9 protein-coding genes are annotated in these 17,856 nt (G+C 40.4%); 4 read left to right on the forward strand and 5 right to left on the reverse strand.

Going from position 1 to position 17,856, the window contains the following annotated elements; translation table 11 throughout:
- Nucleotides 1–55 precede the first annotated feature (55 nt).
- Complete coding sequence (gene dnaE / locus N8A89_RS10080; protein ID WP_289644263.1) at nucleotides 56–4,441, reverse strand: DNA polymerase III subunit alpha; 4,386 nt, start codon at nucleotides 4,439–4,441, stop codon at nucleotides 56–58.
- Nucleotides 4,442–4,621: 180 nt separating this feature from the next.
- Here dnaE and N8A89_RS10085 point away from each other — a divergent pair, with 180 nt between their 5' ends.
- Nucleotides 4,622–6,046, forward strand: coding sequence for a sulfatase family protein (locus N8A89_RS10085; RefSeq protein WP_281542154.1), 1,425 nt, complete (start codon nucleotides 4,622–4,624; stop codon nucleotides 6,044–6,046).
- 61 nt (nucleotides 6,047–6,107) lie between these two features.
- On the opposite strand, the gene N8A89_RS10090 is transcribed toward N8A89_RS10085, so the two are convergent.
- Complete coding sequence (locus N8A89_RS10090) at nucleotides 6,108–6,563, reverse strand: ferritin-like domain-containing protein (RefSeq protein ID WP_281542155.1); 456 nt, start codon at nucleotides 6,561–6,563, stop codon at nucleotides 6,108–6,110.
- A gap of 276 nt (nucleotides 6,564–6,839) precedes the next feature.
- Here N8A89_RS10090 and N8A89_RS10095 point away from each other — a divergent pair, with 276 nt between their 5' ends.
- The 3 genes from N8A89_RS10095 (at nucleotide 6,840) to N8A89_RS10105 (ending at nucleotide 9,618) form a co-directional block, all read left to right on the forward strand.
- Nucleotides 6,840–7,553 carry a 30S ribosomal protein S16 gene (locus tag N8A89_RS10095; protein ID WP_281542156.1) on the forward strand — a complete coding sequence of 238 codons (714 nt, stop codon included), beginning with the start codon at nucleotides 6,840–6,842 and terminating at the stop codon, nucleotides 7,551–7,553.
- Between the two features lie 18 nt (nucleotides 7,554–7,571).
- Nucleotides 7,572–8,099: a ribosome maturation factor RimM gene (rimM, locus tag N8A89_RS10100; protein ID WP_281542157.1), complete on the forward strand. Its 528-nt coding sequence runs from the start codon at nucleotides 7,572–7,574 to the stop codon at nucleotides 8,097–8,099.
- Between the two features lie 85 nt (nucleotides 8,100–8,184).
- Entirely contained in the window at nucleotides 8,185–9,618 is a 1,434-nt protein-coding gene (locus N8A89_RS10105; RefSeq protein ID WP_281542158.1) for a sulfatase family protein, read from the forward strand.
- Nucleotides 9,619–9,661: 43 nt separating this feature from the next.
- On the opposite strand, the gene N8A89_RS10110 is transcribed toward N8A89_RS10105, so the two are convergent.
- From N8A89_RS10110 to N8A89_RS10120, 3 genes are all read right to left on the reverse strand, one after another.
- On the reverse strand, nucleotides 9,662–13,024 hold the full coding sequence (locus tag N8A89_RS10110; RefSeq protein WP_289644266.1) for a VCBS repeat-containing protein: 3,363 nt from the start codon (nucleotides 13,022–13,024) through the stop codon (nucleotides 9,662–9,664).
- A 107-nt stretch (nucleotides 13,025–13,131) separates the two neighbouring features.
- Nucleotides 13,132–14,610, reverse strand: coding sequence for a SusD/RagB family nutrient-binding outer membrane lipoprotein (locus N8A89_RS10115; protein WP_281542162.1), 1,479 nt, complete (start codon nucleotides 14,608–14,610; stop codon nucleotides 13,132–13,134).
- A 9-nt stretch (nucleotides 14,611–14,619) separates the two neighbouring features.
- Nucleotides 14,620–17,724 carry a SusC/RagA family TonB-linked outer membrane protein gene (locus N8A89_RS10120; RefSeq protein WP_281542163.1) on the reverse strand — a complete coding sequence of 1,035 codons (3,105 nt, stop codon included), beginning with the start codon at nucleotides 17,722–17,724 and terminating at the stop codon, nucleotides 14,620–14,622.
- Nucleotides 17,725–17,856 lie beyond the last annotated feature (132 nt).

Here is a 17,856-nt window from a genome sequence, read left to right on the forward strand (position 1 = left end):
TCAGTATCAATCTTGTCTATTCAAACGTTTTTTGAGCTAATGGTCAAATTCTAAGTTAATTCAATTTATAGTGTACCTGGTTCTCCTCCAATTGCTTTAAAAGCTCGCAGGAGATTTGAACTTTTTGTTTTCTGCTGGATAAGTTCACTTTAATTTGTTCTTCCATTTCATACACTACAAAGTTTAAAGGATGATTTCCCTTATGGGATACAAGCGTATCCTTTAATTGATGAATGCCCTCCTTTTTTAGTTCGTCGATATTGAGTTTAATGGTCAGTTTTTTAGCATAACTGTCCATGACTTCCTGAAGTAGCATAAAACTGTTATATTGAATTCGAGGCTCACCTTTCTTACCGGTTTCACGGTTGATCCAACCTTCCTTAACATATACTTTCAGATAGACAAAAGAGTTTATCATTAAAAAATGACGGAATTTTAAGTACTCTTCTCCAAAAATTCGAAACTCGAAGGAATCCGTATAATCTTCCATGCAGAAGACTGCCCATCCTTTCCCGTTCTTGGAAACTCGATGCTGCACGTCCGTAATTACCCCTGCGAACGAAAGCTCTCGATTTATATAGTTTTCTAATTCGTTTGCACTGGAGACGCCCGCATTGCAAAAAGCATTGATTTCCGTTTTAAAATCGTCCAGTGGATGTCCAGAAATATATATTCCAACCACTTCTTTTTCTCTACGCAACTTTTCCATTGTTCCCCATTCATCGCAGGGTGGTACTACGGGCTCCGGTATTTCAGCTTCGCTCATCCCACCGAACATATCCATTTGCGAGGAATTTTTGTTGTCTTGATATTTTGCGGCGGATTTAATCACTTTTTCAAGAAAAGTGATACCATCTCCTTCGTCGTGAAAATATTGTGCGCGATGTGTTGTCCCAAAAGAATCAAAACCTCCCGCTACGGCCAGATTTTCGAATGCTTTTTTATTGGCGGACCTTAGATCAATTCTTTTAGCCAAATCAAAAACCGACTTATAGTGGCCGTCTTTTTTTCGGTTTTCCACTATGGTCTCCACAGCGGAGCGGCCAACTCCTTTTATGGCCCCCATACCAAAACGCACGGCTCCTTCTTTGTTTACGGCAAACTTGTAATAAGATTCATTAACATCCGGACCTAATACCTCTAATCCCATACGCTTGCACTCCTCCATAAAAAAGGTCACTTGCTTTATGTCGTTCATATTATTGCTTAAAACCGCGGCCATGTATTCGGCAGGGTAGTGCGCCTTTAGGTAGGCCGTTTGGTAGGCAATGTACGCATAGCAAGTAGAGTGACTTTTGTTAAACGCATATGCGGCAAACGCTTCCCAGTCCTTCCAGATTTTTTCCAGTGTTTCTACTGGGTGACCATTTGCCGCCCCACCTTCCAAAAATTGGGGTTTCATTTTTTGGAGTACGGAAAATATTTTCTTACCCATCGCTTTTCGGAGAACGTCAGCATCACCTTTGGAGAAGCCGGCCAGTTTTTGGGAAAGCAACATCACTTGCTCTTGGTAAACGGTGATACCATAGGTCTCCTTAAGGTACTCCTCCATGTCGGGCAGGTCGTACTTAATTTCTGCCATTCCATTCTTTCGTTGGATAAAATCCGGAATGTATTCCATGGGTCCTGGACGGTAGAGTGCGTTCATGGCAATTAAGTCATCAAAAACCGAAGGCTTCAAATCCTTCATATGTTTCTGCATCCCGGGCGATTCATACTGAAATATACCTACCGTATCGCCACGCTGGAAAAGTTCATAGGTCTTTTCATCGTCCAACGGAAAATCATCGGGCACCAATTCAATACCGTGCTTGGCCTTTACAATTTTGACCGTATCCTTAATCAAGGTCAAGGTTTTTAATCCCAAGAAATCCATCTTCAATAAGCCGGCACTCTCCACAACGGAGTTATCAAACTGGGTAACATACAAATCGGAATCCTTGGCCGTGGCTACAGGAACAAAATCTGTGATATCACTAGGGGTGATGATGACCCCACAGGCATGGATTCCGGTATTCCTAACCGAGCCCTCTAAGGTCCGGGCCATTTTGAGCGTCTGACCTTCTAAATCATCACCGTCATGGATATTGAGTAATTGGTTTACTTTTTCGTAATCATCCGCACGGAATTTTTTTCTTAGATCGGCATCGGACTGTCCAAAAATCTTTCCTAGTTTGGACATGGTAGGAATCAGCTTCGCTATACGATCAGCATCTCCCAAGGGCAAATCGAGTACACGGGCAGTATCACGAATAGATGATTTTGCGGCCATGGTACCGTACGTAATAATCTGGGCAACCTGATTAGCCCCGTATTTCTTGATGACATAGTCCATAACTCTTCCACGGCCTTCATCATCAAAATCGATATCAATATCCGGCATGGAAACCCTATCCGGATTTAGAAATCGCTCAAAAAGTAGGTCGTACTTAAGAGGGTCTATGTTCGTAATCTTAAGGCAGTAGGCTACAACAGAACCTGCCGCCGATCCACGTCCCGGACCTACGCTTACATCCATATTCCTAGCCTCACGTATGAAATCCTCAACAATCAAAAAGTATCCCGGGTAACCGGAATTCTCAATCGTTTTGAGCTCAAAATCTATTCGTTCCTCAATCTCTGGAGTAATTTCTGCATACCTTTTTTTTGCACCTTCATAGGTGATATGTCTTAGATATGCATTTTCGCCTCTCTTACCACCGTCTGCCTCATCTTCTGGAACTTTGAAAGCTTCCGGAATATCAAACTTGGGTAACAGTACATCTCGCGCTAGTTCAAAAGGTTCTATTTTATCTACAATTTCGGAAATGTTCAGAATGGCTTCGGGCAAGTCCTTGAACAAGGTCTTCATTTCGTCTTGCGACTTAAAATAATATTCCTGATTGGGTAAACCGTACCTATAGCCACGTCCTCTGCCAATTGGCGTAGCCTGCTTTTCCCCATCCTTTACGCAGAGCAAAATATCATGTGCATCCGCATCCTCCTTGGCACAATAGTAAGTGTTGTTCGTAGCGACCAATTTAACCTTATGTTTTTCGGAAAAATTAATCAATACCTGATTCACACGATCTTCATCTTCCTGCCCATGGCGCATGATTTCCATATACAGATCATCACCGAATTCTTCTTTCCACCAAAGCAATGCTTCCTCGGCCTGGTTCTCCCCAACGTTCAAAACCTTGCCGGGAATCTCCCCGTATAGATTTCCGGTGAGCACTATGATATCATCCTTATACCGTTGTATTATTTTTTTATCGATTCGAGGCACATAATAGAAGCCATCCGTATAGGCAATGGATGACATCTTTGCCAAATTATGATATCCTTTTTTGTTCTTTGCCAACAGTACAACTTGATATCCGTAGTCCTTAACATTCTTATTGGAATGGTCTTCGCAAACAAAAAATTCACAACCGATGATAGGCTTTATTTCTTGAGCTACTGGTTCTTCCCCTTTTTCAATTGCAGCTTCATTCTTTTCCTTAATGCTATTATTTTGAGCCTTTACCGCCTTTACAAAATGGAATGCACCCATCATGTTGGCGTGATCGGTTATGGCCACGGCCGGCATATTATTGGCTGCCGCTGATTTAACTAAATCTGTTACGGCAATGGTGGACTGCAATACGGAGAACTGACTATGGTTATGCAAATGCACATAGGTGGCTTCCTCTAAAGTCTTTACATTTTCCTTGATTTCTGCCTGTGACACCCCACCAGTATCCTTTTCCCAAAGCGCATCGGCGATTTTTTTTGATGCTTTTTTAAGGTTGATGTGTTTAAGGCCTATGAGTTGAATCTCTTTAGGGTTTGCCTCGGAAAAATTTTCGAAATAATCCGGTTCAACATCCAGTTGTTCCGTGGTGTATTGTTTTTTACGAACCAATTCTAAAAAACAGCGGGTAGTGGCCTCTACATCCGCTGTTGCGTTATGGGCTTCTCCAAACGGCTCCCCAAATAAATATTGGTGTAATTCTGTCAGCGTAGGAAGTTTAAATTTACCTCCACGCCCTCCAGGAATTTGGCATAACTGTGCCGTATGCTCGGTACAAGTATCCAAAACGGGGAGTTCCTGTAAGGGGTTTTCGATACCCAACCTATGGAACTCCGCTCCCATAATGTTCAAATCAAAACCAACATTCTGGCCGACGATGAATTTGGTTTTAGACATTGCCTCGTTGAACTTCTCTAGAACTTCATGCAACGCAACTCCTTTTTGCTCGGCCAGAGCGGTGGAGATGCCATGAATTTGTTCTGCATCATAGGGAATATTAAAACCGTCCGGACGTACCAAATAATCTTGATGTTCCACTAGGTTTCCCATGGCATCGTGCAATTGCCACGCAATTTGTATACAGCGCGGCCAGTTATCCGTATCGGTTATGGGAGCGTTCCAGTTTTTAGGAAGTCCGGTAGTTTCGGTATCAAAGATGAGGTACATAAAAGTTATAAGTTGCGAGGGATGGGCCTCGGATTGTTTATTCGACAGATTTAAACATATAAAAATACTCAAAAGCTGTTGTCTGGAAAAGATGAGTTGTCATGAGTTATCAACCTGCTTTTATAATATTTTGAAATCTTTTTAAATTCTTACCTTTCCTTATACAGAATAATGGAAAAAATGAGGACTACAAAATATTCTCTTATATCAATAAAATTTTTAATCCTGCTCCTCTTAGGGCTATTTCCGTCGTTAAAAGCTCAAGAAAATCAAAGAAAGTCACCCAATTTCATAATTATTTTTGCCGATGATTTAGGCTATGGTGACCTGGGGGTTTTTGGTAATCCATCCATAAATACTCCTCATTTGGACAGAATGGCTTTTGAGGGCCAAAAATGGACCAACTTTTATGCTGCGGCAAGTGTGTGTACGCCTAGTAGAGCTGCGCTTTTAACAGGTAGGTTGCCGGTGAGGAGCGGCATGGCAAGTAATGAGACCCGAGTGCTTTTCCCCAACTCAAAAAATGGTCTGCCCAGTTATGAAATAACACTTGCCGAACAATTAAAAAAAGCAGGGTATACGACTGCGGCAATTGGTAAATGGCACTTGGGACACAAAGAAGAGTTTTTACCTACCAACAACGGTTTTGACTCCTACTTTGGTATACCCTATTCCAATGACATGGATAGAGTTGATAATACTATGGATTATTGGGAATTTTGGAGGCAACCGGATGACTCCATCAAAACTGAATACTTTAATGTTCCATTACTAAGGGATACTAAAATCATTGAACGCCCTGCAAATCAAAATACTATTACCAAGAGATATTCTGAAGAGGCGGTAAATTTTGTCAACAACATAAATGAGGACCCCTTCTTTTTATATTTAGCCCATAACTTACCACATATACCGCTTTTTGCCTCCAAAGACTTCTTAGGAAAAAGCAAACGTGGTCTTTATGGTGATGTTGTAGAGGAAATAGACAACGGCGTTGGTAGAATAATTACGGCCCTCAGAGAACAAGGACTTGAAGAAAATACGATTATAGTTTTTACTTCTGACAATGGGCCATGGTTGCCCTTTGAAAATAATGGAGGAAGTGCTGGACCATTACGGGCTGGAAAAGGTACCACTTGGGAAGGCGGTGTGCGTGAGCCAACCATATTTTGGGGTCCTGGTCTTATTCAAAAGGGCGTGGTTCAGGATTTAGGTAGTACTATGGATATTTTTTCGACATTCAGCCAACTGGCGGGAGTGGCCGTTCCGAGTGACCGTATTATAGATGGCATTGATTTGAGCGAGACACTATTAAATGGAATGCCCAGTACCAGAAAAAGTGTACTTTATTATAGAGGTACAAATCTTTTTGCAGCACGTCTTGGAGATTTTAAAGCCCATTTTATTACCCAAGGAGCATATGGAGCGTTTGGTGAACGAGAAGTTCACGAGCCTCCCCTTTTATTCAATCTTGCCTTTGATGCCGGAGAGCATTTTAATATAGCCGATAAACATCCAGCTATTATTTCAGAAATCAGAGAGCTCGTGAAGGAACATCAAAAAAATCTCGTGAAAGGAAAAGATCAACTCGTTGATAGGGAATAACCATAAAAAAACGGAGGTAAATCCTCCGTTTTCTATTTGATTTGGTAATTGTGTTAGCTTATTAGGATACCGCTTCTTCGTACCTTTTAGCAGCATTCAGTGCTTTTTTAATCGCATCTCTTTGCTTTACCAATAAACTCTCGGTAGATGGCGCGAGTATCATATCCTCATCACTTAATATCTCATTATATTCGTCTAGACTTGCCTTCTCGCCGCGTTCAACTTCTTCCAATATTCTTTCGGTATCATCACTAGATATTGAGGATGTTAAATTCATCCATGTTCTATGAATGTCTCCCTTCAGACTTCCACCTTTTTCTGGTAATTCTCCAAATTTGGTTATTTCATCCTTCAATTCATGTCCAAAATTGTATCGTTGCTGAATTTTATCGCCTAAGAATTTTTTTATGGATGGATTGTCTATCTTTTCTTGTGCCAACTTATATCCTTTCTCGGCGTCATATGTACGTGTTAATAAATCGTTTAATTTGTTTGAAATTTTTTCTGAATACTTCATTTATCTCTTATCATTTTAAATTCGTATGTGCTATTGACTCTCAATAACAACACTATATAAGATAACAGAATATCTCGGAAACACAAGTATTTACGGGGGTTTAGCATAGATTTAACGGTTTATGGAAGTATACGTTAAGGCAATTAACAAATGAAATTAAGAATCCAGTTTAAAATGCGTTGCACTATCAGATTTATTGATTTATATTTGCACCCGCTTTAAGTAAAGCAAAATGAATTAATAATCAGGGTCGGGCACCCTACAAATTAATGTGATATGCCAGTTAAAATTAGATTACAAAGACACGGGAAGAAAGGAAAGCCATTCTATTGGGTAGTAGCAGCGGATGCACGCGCAAAAAGAGATGGTAAATTTTTGGAGAAATTAGGAATCTACAACCCTAATACCAATCCAGCAACTATTGAATTAAATATTGATAATTCTGTACAATGGTTGCAAAATGGGGCACAACCTACTGATACGGCCAGAGCCATTTTATCATATAAAGGGGTGTTGTTAAAACACCATTTATTGGGTGGACTTCGAAAAGGAGCGCTAACCGAAGAGCAAGTGGAAGAGAAATTCAATGCTTGGCTAGCCGAGAAAGAAGCATCTGTAGCTGCTAAAGTTGGCGGACTAGACAAGGAAAAAGCTGAGGCTAGGGCCAAAGCTCTGGAGGCAGAGAAAGAAGTAAATGCAAAACGTGAGGCGGAAGCCGCTGCCGCTGCGTTACCTGAAACTCCCGAAGGCGTAAGTGCCGAGGAAGAAGTAGAGGCTTTAGAAGAAGCCCCTACTCCTGAAGCAATCGTGGAAACACCAGAAACTCCGCAACCGGACTTAGATAATGCTGATACAACACCTGTAGCTCCAATAGTTGAGGAAGAGGTTATTGAGGCCAATGAAGAAATGAAGGAAGCACCTTCTGTTGAAGAAGTGATGGAGAAGAGCGATGAAGAAGTGAAGCCTGCTAAGACCGGGGAGGAAGAATAATTAAGAAAATCTGAAACGATGCGAAAGGAAGATTGTTTCTACCTAGGTAAAATCGTTTCAAAATATAGTTTCAAGGGAGAAGTTCTTGTTAAATTAGATACGGACGATCCTGAAGTTTACGAAAATATGGAATCAGTATTTGTTTCTTTAGGAAACAACCTGGTTCCATTTTTTATTGATAGATGTCGGTTGCACAAATCCAATTTACTGCGTATTGACTTTGAAGAAGTGAAAACCGAATCGGACGCAGACCGCATAATGGGTTCATCACTATATCTACCGCTAAATATGTTGCCAACACTTTCCGGTAACAAATTCTATTTTCATGAGGTTATCGGTTTTACTGTAATGGATGAGGTGCATGGAGATATTGGAATTATTCAAAGCGTAAACGATAGTACGGCACAAGCCCTTTTTGAAGTCTTAAAAGGAGACAAGCAATTGCTTATCCCTATTAATGATGAAATAATAAGAAAAGTTGACCGCGAAACAAAGATTGTTCACGTCGCTACTCCTCCAGGACTGGTTGAGCTCTATTTGGAATAACAGAGACATTCCATATAATTCAGCAAATCTCAACAATATTCTATTTTTTGCAATATATTTAGTTTAAGAACTGAATTTTTAAATTTTGAACAGGATTTTAGTATTACTGGGGTTTATCCTATTAATTGGATGTACAGATTCAAAAAAACAAAAAGATGGTGAAGAAGAGCAAAGACCGCCTAATATCGTACTAATCTTTACGGATGATCAAGGTTATGCGGACGTTGGTGTTTATGGAGCCGACGATATTGCTACACCGAACTTGGACCGTATGGCTGAGGAAGGAACAATGTTTACCAACTATTATGCGGCCCAAGCCGTTTGTTCGGCATCAAGGGCTGGAATTTTAACGGGATGCTACCCTAATCGAATTGGTATCCATAATGCCCTTGGACCAGGGAATAAGAACGGTATTAACGATTCTGAACTAACCCTAGCAGAAATGCTAAAGCAGCATGGTTATAAAACGGGCATATTTGGTAAATGGCATTTGGGTCACCATGAGAAATTTCTTCCCACGCGTCATGGTTTTGATGAATGGTTCGGAATTCCCTATTCCAACGATATGTGGCCATATCACCCACAACAGGGAACTATTTTTAATTTTCCCGATTTACCCTTGTACGAAAATGAAACTGTGATTGATACTTTGATAGAGCAGTCTCAATTGACTACCCAGATTACAGAGCTTAGTGTGGATTTCATCAACCGGAACAAGGAAAAACCTTTTTTCTTGTACGTGCCCCATCCACAGCCCCACGTGCCGTTATTTGTTTCTGATAAATTTAAGGGCAAATCCGAAAGAGGTCTTTATGGCGATGTGATTTTGGAAATTGATTGGTCTGTCGGGGAGATAATAAAAGCTTTAAAGTCCAACGGGTTGGAAGAAAATACGATAGTGATTTTCACCTCAGATAATGGTCCTTGGTTGTCTTACGGAAACCATGCAGGCAGTGCATTCCCACTGCGTGAAGGAAAGGGAACGGCATGGGAGGGAGGGCAAAGAGAACCGTTTTTAGTTAAATATCCAGGTGTTGTCCCCTCAGGCAAAGTGAGTGATACGCCACTTATGGCTATTGATATTCTACCCACAATCGCCGATGCAACGGGTTCAAAACTTTCTGATAATAAGATTGATGGGAAAAGCGCTTGGAAGTTGTTTAAAGGGGAAACAGCGGAAAGTCCACAAGAGGCTTATTTCTTTTATTACAGGGTAAACGAACTTTTTGGGGTTCGTTATGGCAACTGGAAATTATACTTTCCGCACACCTATAGAACTATGGAAGGGCAAGAGCCTGGTAAAGATGGTCTACCTGGGGATTACAAAATGGTTGAAATGGACGAGATTGAGCTTTATGATGTAGTCAATGACAAAAGTGAAACAAACAATGTGGCCGCAGAAAACCCAGAGGTGGTTGAGAAAATACAGTTATTGGCAAACGACATCCGGTTTCGTTTAGGGGATTCCCTATTGGAGTTAGAGGGGACCGAAAACAGGGAACCGGGAATGGTGGATTGACTATTGCGATACCAAAGGAAAATTAGTTTTCCAACCTTTTATTCTAGAATATTGGAGATTTTCCCTTGTCCTTGTAAAACGTAAAACGTTGTAAAACATCATCGTTATTTCCAATCAAAATATTTCGTTGATCTCCCGTTGAAACCTCAATAATTTTTTTTGCGTCTTTTGCAGCATAAAATCCTATAGTTGCGCCACGGCGGACATCAAACGTACCCTTGCCATCACCTAACAAAAGAAGTCCTGTACTTGCGTCATTTCTGGGGGTTTCTATTTCCGAAACAAATAGATTTCCAACGGCAAGTACGTCCAAAAATCCATCATCGTTAAAATCCCTAACGAGCAAATCATTGATATTGGATAATTGAGCCAGATTGGGAAGGTCGGTAATTTTAAAATTCCCATCTCCCAAATTCTCCATGTAAACCGAGGCAAAGGTGTCGGTTACGTAATGCAGTGAATTTTTTAATTCCTCTTCCCCGTAAACCTCCTTTAATTCCAAAGAAGCAAACACGTCGTATTTTCCAATTTTATCCTTGAGCGCTGGAATTTGTTGGGATGAACATGAAAAACCCCTTAATGGAAAGTGTTTGTCATTGTTGTAATATCCAAGAACAATATCTCCATCGCCGTTACCATCAAAATCATTAAAATAAATATCAAACGGTTTTTCAGGACTGGTTTTGTATTTGTAATTGAGTCCAAGGTTTCCCACTATAAAATCCATATCTCCGTCTTCATCAAAATCACCTTGTTCAATACTAAACCACCAACCAGCGGTTTCTTTCAGAGTCGTTGGTTCTATTTTGGCCAGTATGCCATCTTTGTTTTCGAAAATGGTAATCGGCATCCATTCGCCAACCACTATTAAATCCAAATCATCATCCCCGTCATAATCTGACCATACCGCATCTGTAATCATTCCAATATCGGTCAGCTCTGGAGATAGTTCTTTGGTGCCATTTTTCAATGCTCCATTCTCGTTAATCAGTAACATGCTTGAGGTAGGAACGGGATATTTATGCGGGGTGTGTCTTCCCCCTACAAATAGATCTATATCCCCGTCTTTATCGTAATCAGATGCTTTGACCACCGAACCACTTATTCTATTTGCGTTCAGAATTGCCCCCTTGTTAAAACCTCCACGACTATCATTCAAGTAAAGTCTATCTGTATAATGAAAGTCATTTTGTTTATAGGCATTACCGCCACTTACAACGTAAAGGTCCTGAAACCCATCATTATTAATGTCTACAAAGACCGCATCCACATCCTCATAAGGTGCTTCTTTGTCCCAAAAAGAAGTATTGCTCTTGGCAAAATCCCCATTCTTATCTTGAACTAATAGCGTAGGGGACTGACCAGCTGCACCTCCAACATAGAAATCGTCTAAACCATCATTATTAATATCTCCTGTCGATAAAGCTGGACCAAATTGGGACAGCTTGTGGGGCAAAAGTATTTGTTCTTCAAAATCGTCAAAGTTGTTTTCCTGATGTAAAAATGTCCCGGAAAAAGTTGATGTTTGATCCACAAAGAGATGATTTTCTGTGTTTCCAAAATCGTAATTATTTTTCTGGTTGGATGCATCCATTGCGATTTTTAGAACTTGATTGGCATCAATATCTTGCTTAGCTGTTCTGTTTCCGTTTGGCCATTGAATCACTAAGCTATCAACTTCTGTAAGGTCTTTTAATCCGAAGTGTACAATCGATTCACTTGTGGAGTAAATACCTCTGACATTCGTGGTTTCTTGAGTCTGTACACCATTTTCAGTATATACATTGATTCTTGTTCCAAATAGAGGTCTGTTTTGATTATCCGTCAACTCAATTCTTAAGAAGTTTGTATTTGGAAGTACTTCTGAATTATTCCTGTAAATAAAAGCTTCCCTGTTTATGTTGTTTACGACCAAGTCCAGATCACCATCGTTGTCCAGATCTGCATAAGCCGAACCGTTCGAAAATGACTCCTCATCAAGTCCCCATTCATCGGCTATCTTATTGAAGTTTAAATCCCCTTCATTTTTATACGCATAATTTTTTAAGGGCTGGGAGGGCACCATATTCACTGCTTTTTCTAAATCTACAATGTCCCAGATACTGCTGATGTTTCCCCCATCAGGATTGTTCTGTAGATAATTTGCCCTAGTGGTATTAATATAATCAGCGACCTTTTTGTCGGCATCGGTATTTCTAATGTCCCTCAGCAGACCGTTGGTCACATACGTATCCTTATGTCCGTCATTGTCAAAATCTGCAATTAGGTTGGACCAGCTCCAGTCGGTAGCCGCCATATCGGCAAATTGCGCGATGTTACTAAAAGTGCCATTTCCATTGTTGAGCTGCAATGTGTTGTACATGTATTGATAGCCTCCACCATCTTCCACTACTTTCCAAAATGAGCTAATGTCCATTCCACTCATATTAGATTTTAGACGGAAGTTGTCTTCTGCAACCATGTCCAGTACGAATATGTCCAAATTTTCATCGTTATTGATATCGGCAACATCCACGCCCATGCTATAATACGAGGTCTGTTTTAAGGCATTTTTCTCCATACTGGAAAATGTACCATCTTGATTATTGATGAAAAGAAAATCAGGGGCGTAGAAATCATTGGCTACGTAAAGATCGGTCCATCCATCATTATTAAAATCGCTGGCGGACGCCGCATTGGGAAACCCTGTTCGTTGTATTCCGGATTTTTCTGTGACGTCCTCAAAATAACCTCCTTTGTTTTTATAAAGCTTTAATTTGTATTCAGGAAGCAGAAGGTTGTCCGTATCAAAATATTGTGACAAACTACCAGGATTGGGGGGCTGGGTGAGTAAAAACAAATCTAGCAAACCATCCCTGTCGTAATCCAAAAAAGTGGCATGTCGGGTCCGCTGCGTGTTAGCTACTTTATATTTTTTTGCTTCCTCTTTAAAAGTACCATCACCATTATTGACATATAGCAAATTTCTGCGCCAATCCGGGTTCTCATCATATAGTTCCCTGCTTACATAAATGTCCATGTGACCATCATTATTTATGTCTGCAACAGTAACGCCGGTAGACCAACCTTCAAAATCCTCTATTCCCGATTGTGTCGTAGCATCTTTAAAATTTAGATTTCCTTGGTTCAGGTATAATTTATCAGGAACCATGTTTCCAGCAAAAAAGAGGTCTTGCAAACCGTCATTATTAAAATCCCCGACTCCTACGCCCGCACCTCCATAGAAATTGGCATATAGAAAAATGTTTTTTTCCTTGTCATCCTTTATGTTGTTGTTAAAATCAACACCAGTCTCCTCTGGTGAAAGCAAAGTGAAGAGCTTCTTATTTTCAGCGGTGGTTTCCGAGGTAGGAGTACAACCGGAAAGAAGAATAGCAAAATAAATATAGCAATACCTTATTTTCATAATTACAAGATACTATTTTGTACAAAAAAAGGAGAGTTTCCCCTCCTTTTTCAACTCAATATAAAACTAACTCAAACTTTACAATTCGGTATAAAGTTTTTTAAATACTATTGTACGTCCCACCAAACTCTAGTGGTCAAAATATCCGGACCTTGAGCGGCTATAGCTGCCTGATAATTATCAGGATTAACACTTGCCTCATTTTCAGAATAGGTAAGTCTTCTAGGAATTGTTCCTCCTGTCTCATTGCCAGGAAAATTCACTGGCACCAATACCGGAAATCCGGTCCTTCTCCAGTTTGCAAATGTTTCGTATTCATTTAAGAACGTTGCAGCCCAATATTGTGTATTAATTTGTTCCAAGGCGTTTCCTGCGTCAAAGGGTTTGGCCGCTAAGTAGTTCGCAATAGCGGAATCGTCTATCGCCGCTGCGTCACTATAAAGGGATAATTGCTTCATGGCTGCCGTAACACCATTATTATAATGTGTCTCGGCATCTCCAGCAAGTCCCCAACGAACGTTGGCCTCCGCCAACATCAACTCTACTTCTGCATAGGTTTGGAAAATCATAGGCGCATCAAATCCAGCTAGAATTGCCCTATTAGGTTCTGCATAATTATCCGTGTTTTCCTCACCCGTCATTTCCAATAACATGGCACTATTTAAACCGTTAGGAAAACCAATTAAATCCTCAGGAGCTGTACTTCCATCACCTCTCCTTGCTGCCAATATTGGAAGCCTAGGGTCATTACCGTCCTGTAAGAAATCGATAAAGGTTTTAGACATTCTTGGATTTCCGTCTGCATCAAAAACTTCAGAGATTCCATTCCTATTATTGTTATCGTGTCTTAAGTAAAAGATATCATCGTTTGATGTCATTACGCCACCGGCAATAGCTTTGGTGGCCCAAGCCTGTGCAGCAGCAGGATCAACTTTTATTAAACGGAGCCCTAAACGGAGCATCAAAGAATTTGCCAATCGTTTCCATTTAGCCTGATCGCCTCCATAGATGACATCGGCCGCACCAAAACCGGAGGTACCGCTACCTAAGGCAGCTGCAGATTCTTCCAATTCATTAAGCATGTCCGGGTAGATTTCGCTCTGCGCATCGTACTTAGGAAGAAAAATTCCTTCTATTACGGCTTTACCCGCCTCGCTATAGGGTACATCACCATAAAGGTCGGTTAGTCTTGAAAAGGCAAAAACCCTAAGAATTCTAGCTATAGCCTTCATCTCATCAGGTGCTTCTTCTTCATTCAATTGTAGTAATAAATCTTCTACAGTTTTTATGGCTCCGGTATAATAACGGTCCATTAAAGAGGATGCATATCCTCTGTTCCAAGTATATTTATCCCCATCCCAATATCCGGCCGTCGTAGCAATATGTTGCATCATGGTAGACTGGTATATCATACCTGCTCTCCAATTGTCATAACGCTCGCTTGAAACAAATTTTATTACCGCAGTTAATTTATTGGCAGCCGCAATCTGAGGCGGTTTTGTTGGGTTTACGTTAAGTTCATCAAACCCGTCATCACAAGCGCCAATAACTAGCGCCATCATAAATAAACAAATTAATTTTTTCATACTTTTTTTTTAAAACTTTAAGTTTACAGTTATACCATAGTTTCTTGAGGACGGAACACCAAAATATTCCAGACCTTGAGAATTTCCTACTGCGTAATTACTTTCTGGATCTATATTGTCTATACTCCTAGAAATATAAAATAAGTTAGACGCAATTAAAGAAACGTTTACACTGGTTAGGAAAACATTTTCCAACGCCTTTTGTGGCAATGTATACCCAATACTTAATTGTCTGAAGTTAATATAATCTGAATCTTCTACAAATTCTTCGGCAATGTCATTTATCTCTCCCCAATAAGTCTGTAAATTTTCTGGAGCAACGGTTGTTGTAAATGCTTGATCCGTCGCATTGTCTATACCAGAAACGGTTAAACCAGATTCCCTACCTTCAAGAGTGTTCTTATGCAGGCCAAATCCGTACAGCAAGGTATTTGTTCCCGAAAATATTTGTCCGCCAAACTTACCATCAATCAAGAAATTAAGGTTAAAGTTTTTGTAGGTAAATGAATTTGTGAAACCAAGCGTTAAAGGCGGAACTCCTTCCCCAAGAATTTTTCGCTCTCCTTCTACCGCCCTTGGAACACCATCGGCATCAATGTCATATTTGATTACCCCATTAGCATCCCTTTCATAGGAAACACCTACGATAGTACCGTATCTTTCGCCTACTATATGGGTAATCCTTACATTTCGGGTTCTTGGTTCATCCAGGTTCACATCGGAACCAACATCATCCGTTGCTATTACCAAACCTTCATTGTAAGCACCGTTCAAAGATACATTCCAATTAAAATCCGAAGTTCTAATTGGTGAGCCGCTGATTAAAAACTCAACCCCCTTATTGGAAATCTTACCAAGATTTGCACTGGCCCCATTGAATCCTGAGGTTTGTGAAGTTGCGACATTTACGATATCATTGGTTGTCTCATTGCTATAATAAGCCATGTCAAGGGATAGTCTATTGCCGAACATACGCAAGTCAAGTCCGATCTCATATTCACTCTTGCTAAATGCCACCAAATCTGCATTTGGAACACTTCCATTACTAATATTTCCTGTTGGTTGTCCCTGTAGTGGATTACCGAAAATTTGATAGGTCAATCCTAATGTATACGGATCTTGAGCCCCACCGGCAACTTCTGAATATCCACCTCTAAGCTTTAAAAAGTCTATGATTTTTGGCATAGCGAAAGCATCCGACAATATTAAACTAGCATTCACCGATGGATAAAAATCATCGTTAGGTGTCGTTTTACCAGGAAACGACAAGGTAGAGAACCAGTCATTTCTTCCGGTAAATGTAATATAAGCCCAACGATCATAGGAAAGTTCTAATGAGCCATAAACGGACCCAATTTTTCTTTCTGAATACTGACGGCTTCTAGACTGAGTTACCGTATTTCCTATATCTTCAAGTCCAGGAACGATAAAATCGTTACCTCCCAAGAAAAGATTTTCGCTTCTTAAATGATTTGAGTTTGCTCCAACCAATGCGGAAATTGCGAACTTGTCCGTAATATCTCTTTCAGCGGCCAAAATGATATCAGCATCCACCTGATTGGTCCTTCTCTCAGACTCGGTAAGGCCACCTCTTGGTTTAAAACCAGTTCCAAATGGTTCCACCTCGGTTCTTCTGATAACATCGTTATCGATACCCATTCTACCAGTTAAGGATAACCAATCATTGAAATCATAACGTAAAGAAGTCGAAGCTATGATTCTGTTCCTTTTATCTTCACGCCTAAAATTAAAGGCAGCAAAATATGGATTTGTCGTAAATGTGTTGTTCGTAAACTGGCGTTCGAAACCATTTTCATCCGTAGCCGGTAATTGATCAACTACATTTAAGTTTCCAGGGAGAAGACCTACAGTGAAATTGGCATTCCCAGGACTATCCGATAATCTTGGTCTATTCTGTACTTTCTCTATTATGTATTTGGCATTTACACTATTGGTAAGCTTTTTACCAAGTACTGCCGTTGTGTTCAAAGAGAACGATTTTCTGTTCAACCCTGCATTTGGTAATACATCTTCGTTTGTAAGATCGGATACCGACATCCTGTAAGAAAGATTTTCCTTTGCATCTGTAAAAGCAATGGTGTTGATGAATGTTGTGCCCGTTCTGTAGAACCTATCTACATTATTACCGGTATAAGAATAAGGTCTTGATACGCCATCCCATTGTGGTACAGGACTGCCATCAAATCTTGGACCCCATGAATTGAAACCAGCCTCTAAGGCCGCATCGGTGTTGGCAGGTTTTGCGCCCAAAAGTCCTTGTCCGTATTCAGTTTGATAATCTTGTAATGAAGTGTTCACCCTGTCAAAAGTTACCTGGCTACTATATTCAACACCAAAACCTTCTTGGTTTTTACCGGATTTTGTGGTAACGATAATAACCCCACCTGCAGCACGAGAACCGTACAACGCAGAAGCCGCACCACCTTTTAGCACGGAAATGGACTCAATATCGTCAGGATTTAAGCTTGAAATACCGTCACCACCATCGGAACCTCCCCATAAACTTGCAGCGCCATTGTTTCCATTATTAATTGGTATTCCATCAACTACGTACAATGGTTGGTTTTCGCCGGATAGGGAACTAGAGCCCCTAATTATTACCCTACTGGAGCCTGCTGCGCCTGTAGCGTTTTGAGAGATGTTCACACCCGCAATTTTACCTTGAAGGGAATTAATAGCGTTTGGAGTTTTAATAGTCGCAATTTCTTCAGCATCCACCTCCGTTAAAGAGTACCCAAGTGCCTTAGTTTCCTTTTTAATACCAAGTGCGGTAACTACAACTTCATCTAATTCGCTAGCATCCTCCGCCAATGAAGTGTTTATTGTACGTTGACCGTTTACGGAGACCTCTTTGGTTTCATACCCTAAGGATGAAAACACTAGGACCGCATTGTTTCCAACACTAATGGTGTAGTTTCCGTCAAAATCCGTGGAAGTTCCATTAGATGTTCCTTTCTCCACAACATTGACCCCGGGAAGAGGTGCACCAGAATCGTCTGTCACCGTGCCCGATATCGTGTTGTCCTGTGCAATTACGCCCTGAAAAAAGAGCAATGACACCAGAGTCAAAAAACTTAAGATTTTTTTGTTCATAAAGTTGAGTTTAGTTAGGTATTCAAAATAGTTACATTAAAAGTGACGAGTTGTTAACTAAAAGTATAAAATATTCGACTAATAGCAATTGTGAAAAGCTAAAGAACGTTAGAACGAAAACGTTATAGTACT

Origin of the sequence: Maribacter aestuarii (genome assembly GCF_027474845.2) — a bacterium.
Classification (GTDB): Bacteria; Bacteroidota; Bacteroidia; order Flavobacteriales; family Flavobacteriaceae; genus Maribacter; species Maribacter aestuarii.

Coding starts and splice junctions, on each gene's coding strand:
- dnaE (WP_289644263.1), bottom strand. CDS start 4,441: ATGTACCTCATCTTTGATACCGAAACTACCGGACTTCCTAAAAACTGG.
- N8A89_RS10085 (WP_281542154.1), top strand. CDS start 4,622: ATGAGGACTACAAAATATTCTCTTATATCAATAAAATTTTTAATCCTG.
- N8A89_RS10090 (WP_281542155.1), bottom strand. CDS start 6,563: ATGAAGTATTCAGAAAAAATTTCAAACAAATTAAACGATTTATTAACA.
- N8A89_RS10095 (WP_281542156.1), top strand. CDS start 6,840: ATGCCAGTTAAAATTAGATTACAAAGACACGGGAAGAAAGGAAAGCCA.
- rimM (WP_281542157.1), top strand. CDS start 7,572: ATGCGAAAGGAAGATTGTTTCTACCTAGGTAAAATCGTTTCAAAATAT.
- N8A89_RS10110 (WP_289644266.1), bottom strand. CDS start 13,024: ATGAAAATAAGGTATTGCTATATTTATTTTGCTATTCTTCTTTCCGGT.
- N8A89_RS10115 (WP_281542162.1), bottom strand. CDS start 14,610: ATGAAAAAATTAATTTGTTTATTTATGATGGCGCTAGTTATTGGCGCT.
- N8A89_RS10120 (WP_281542163.1), bottom strand. CDS start 17,724: ATGAACAAAAAAATCTTAAGTTTTTTGACTCTGGTGTCATTGCTCTTT.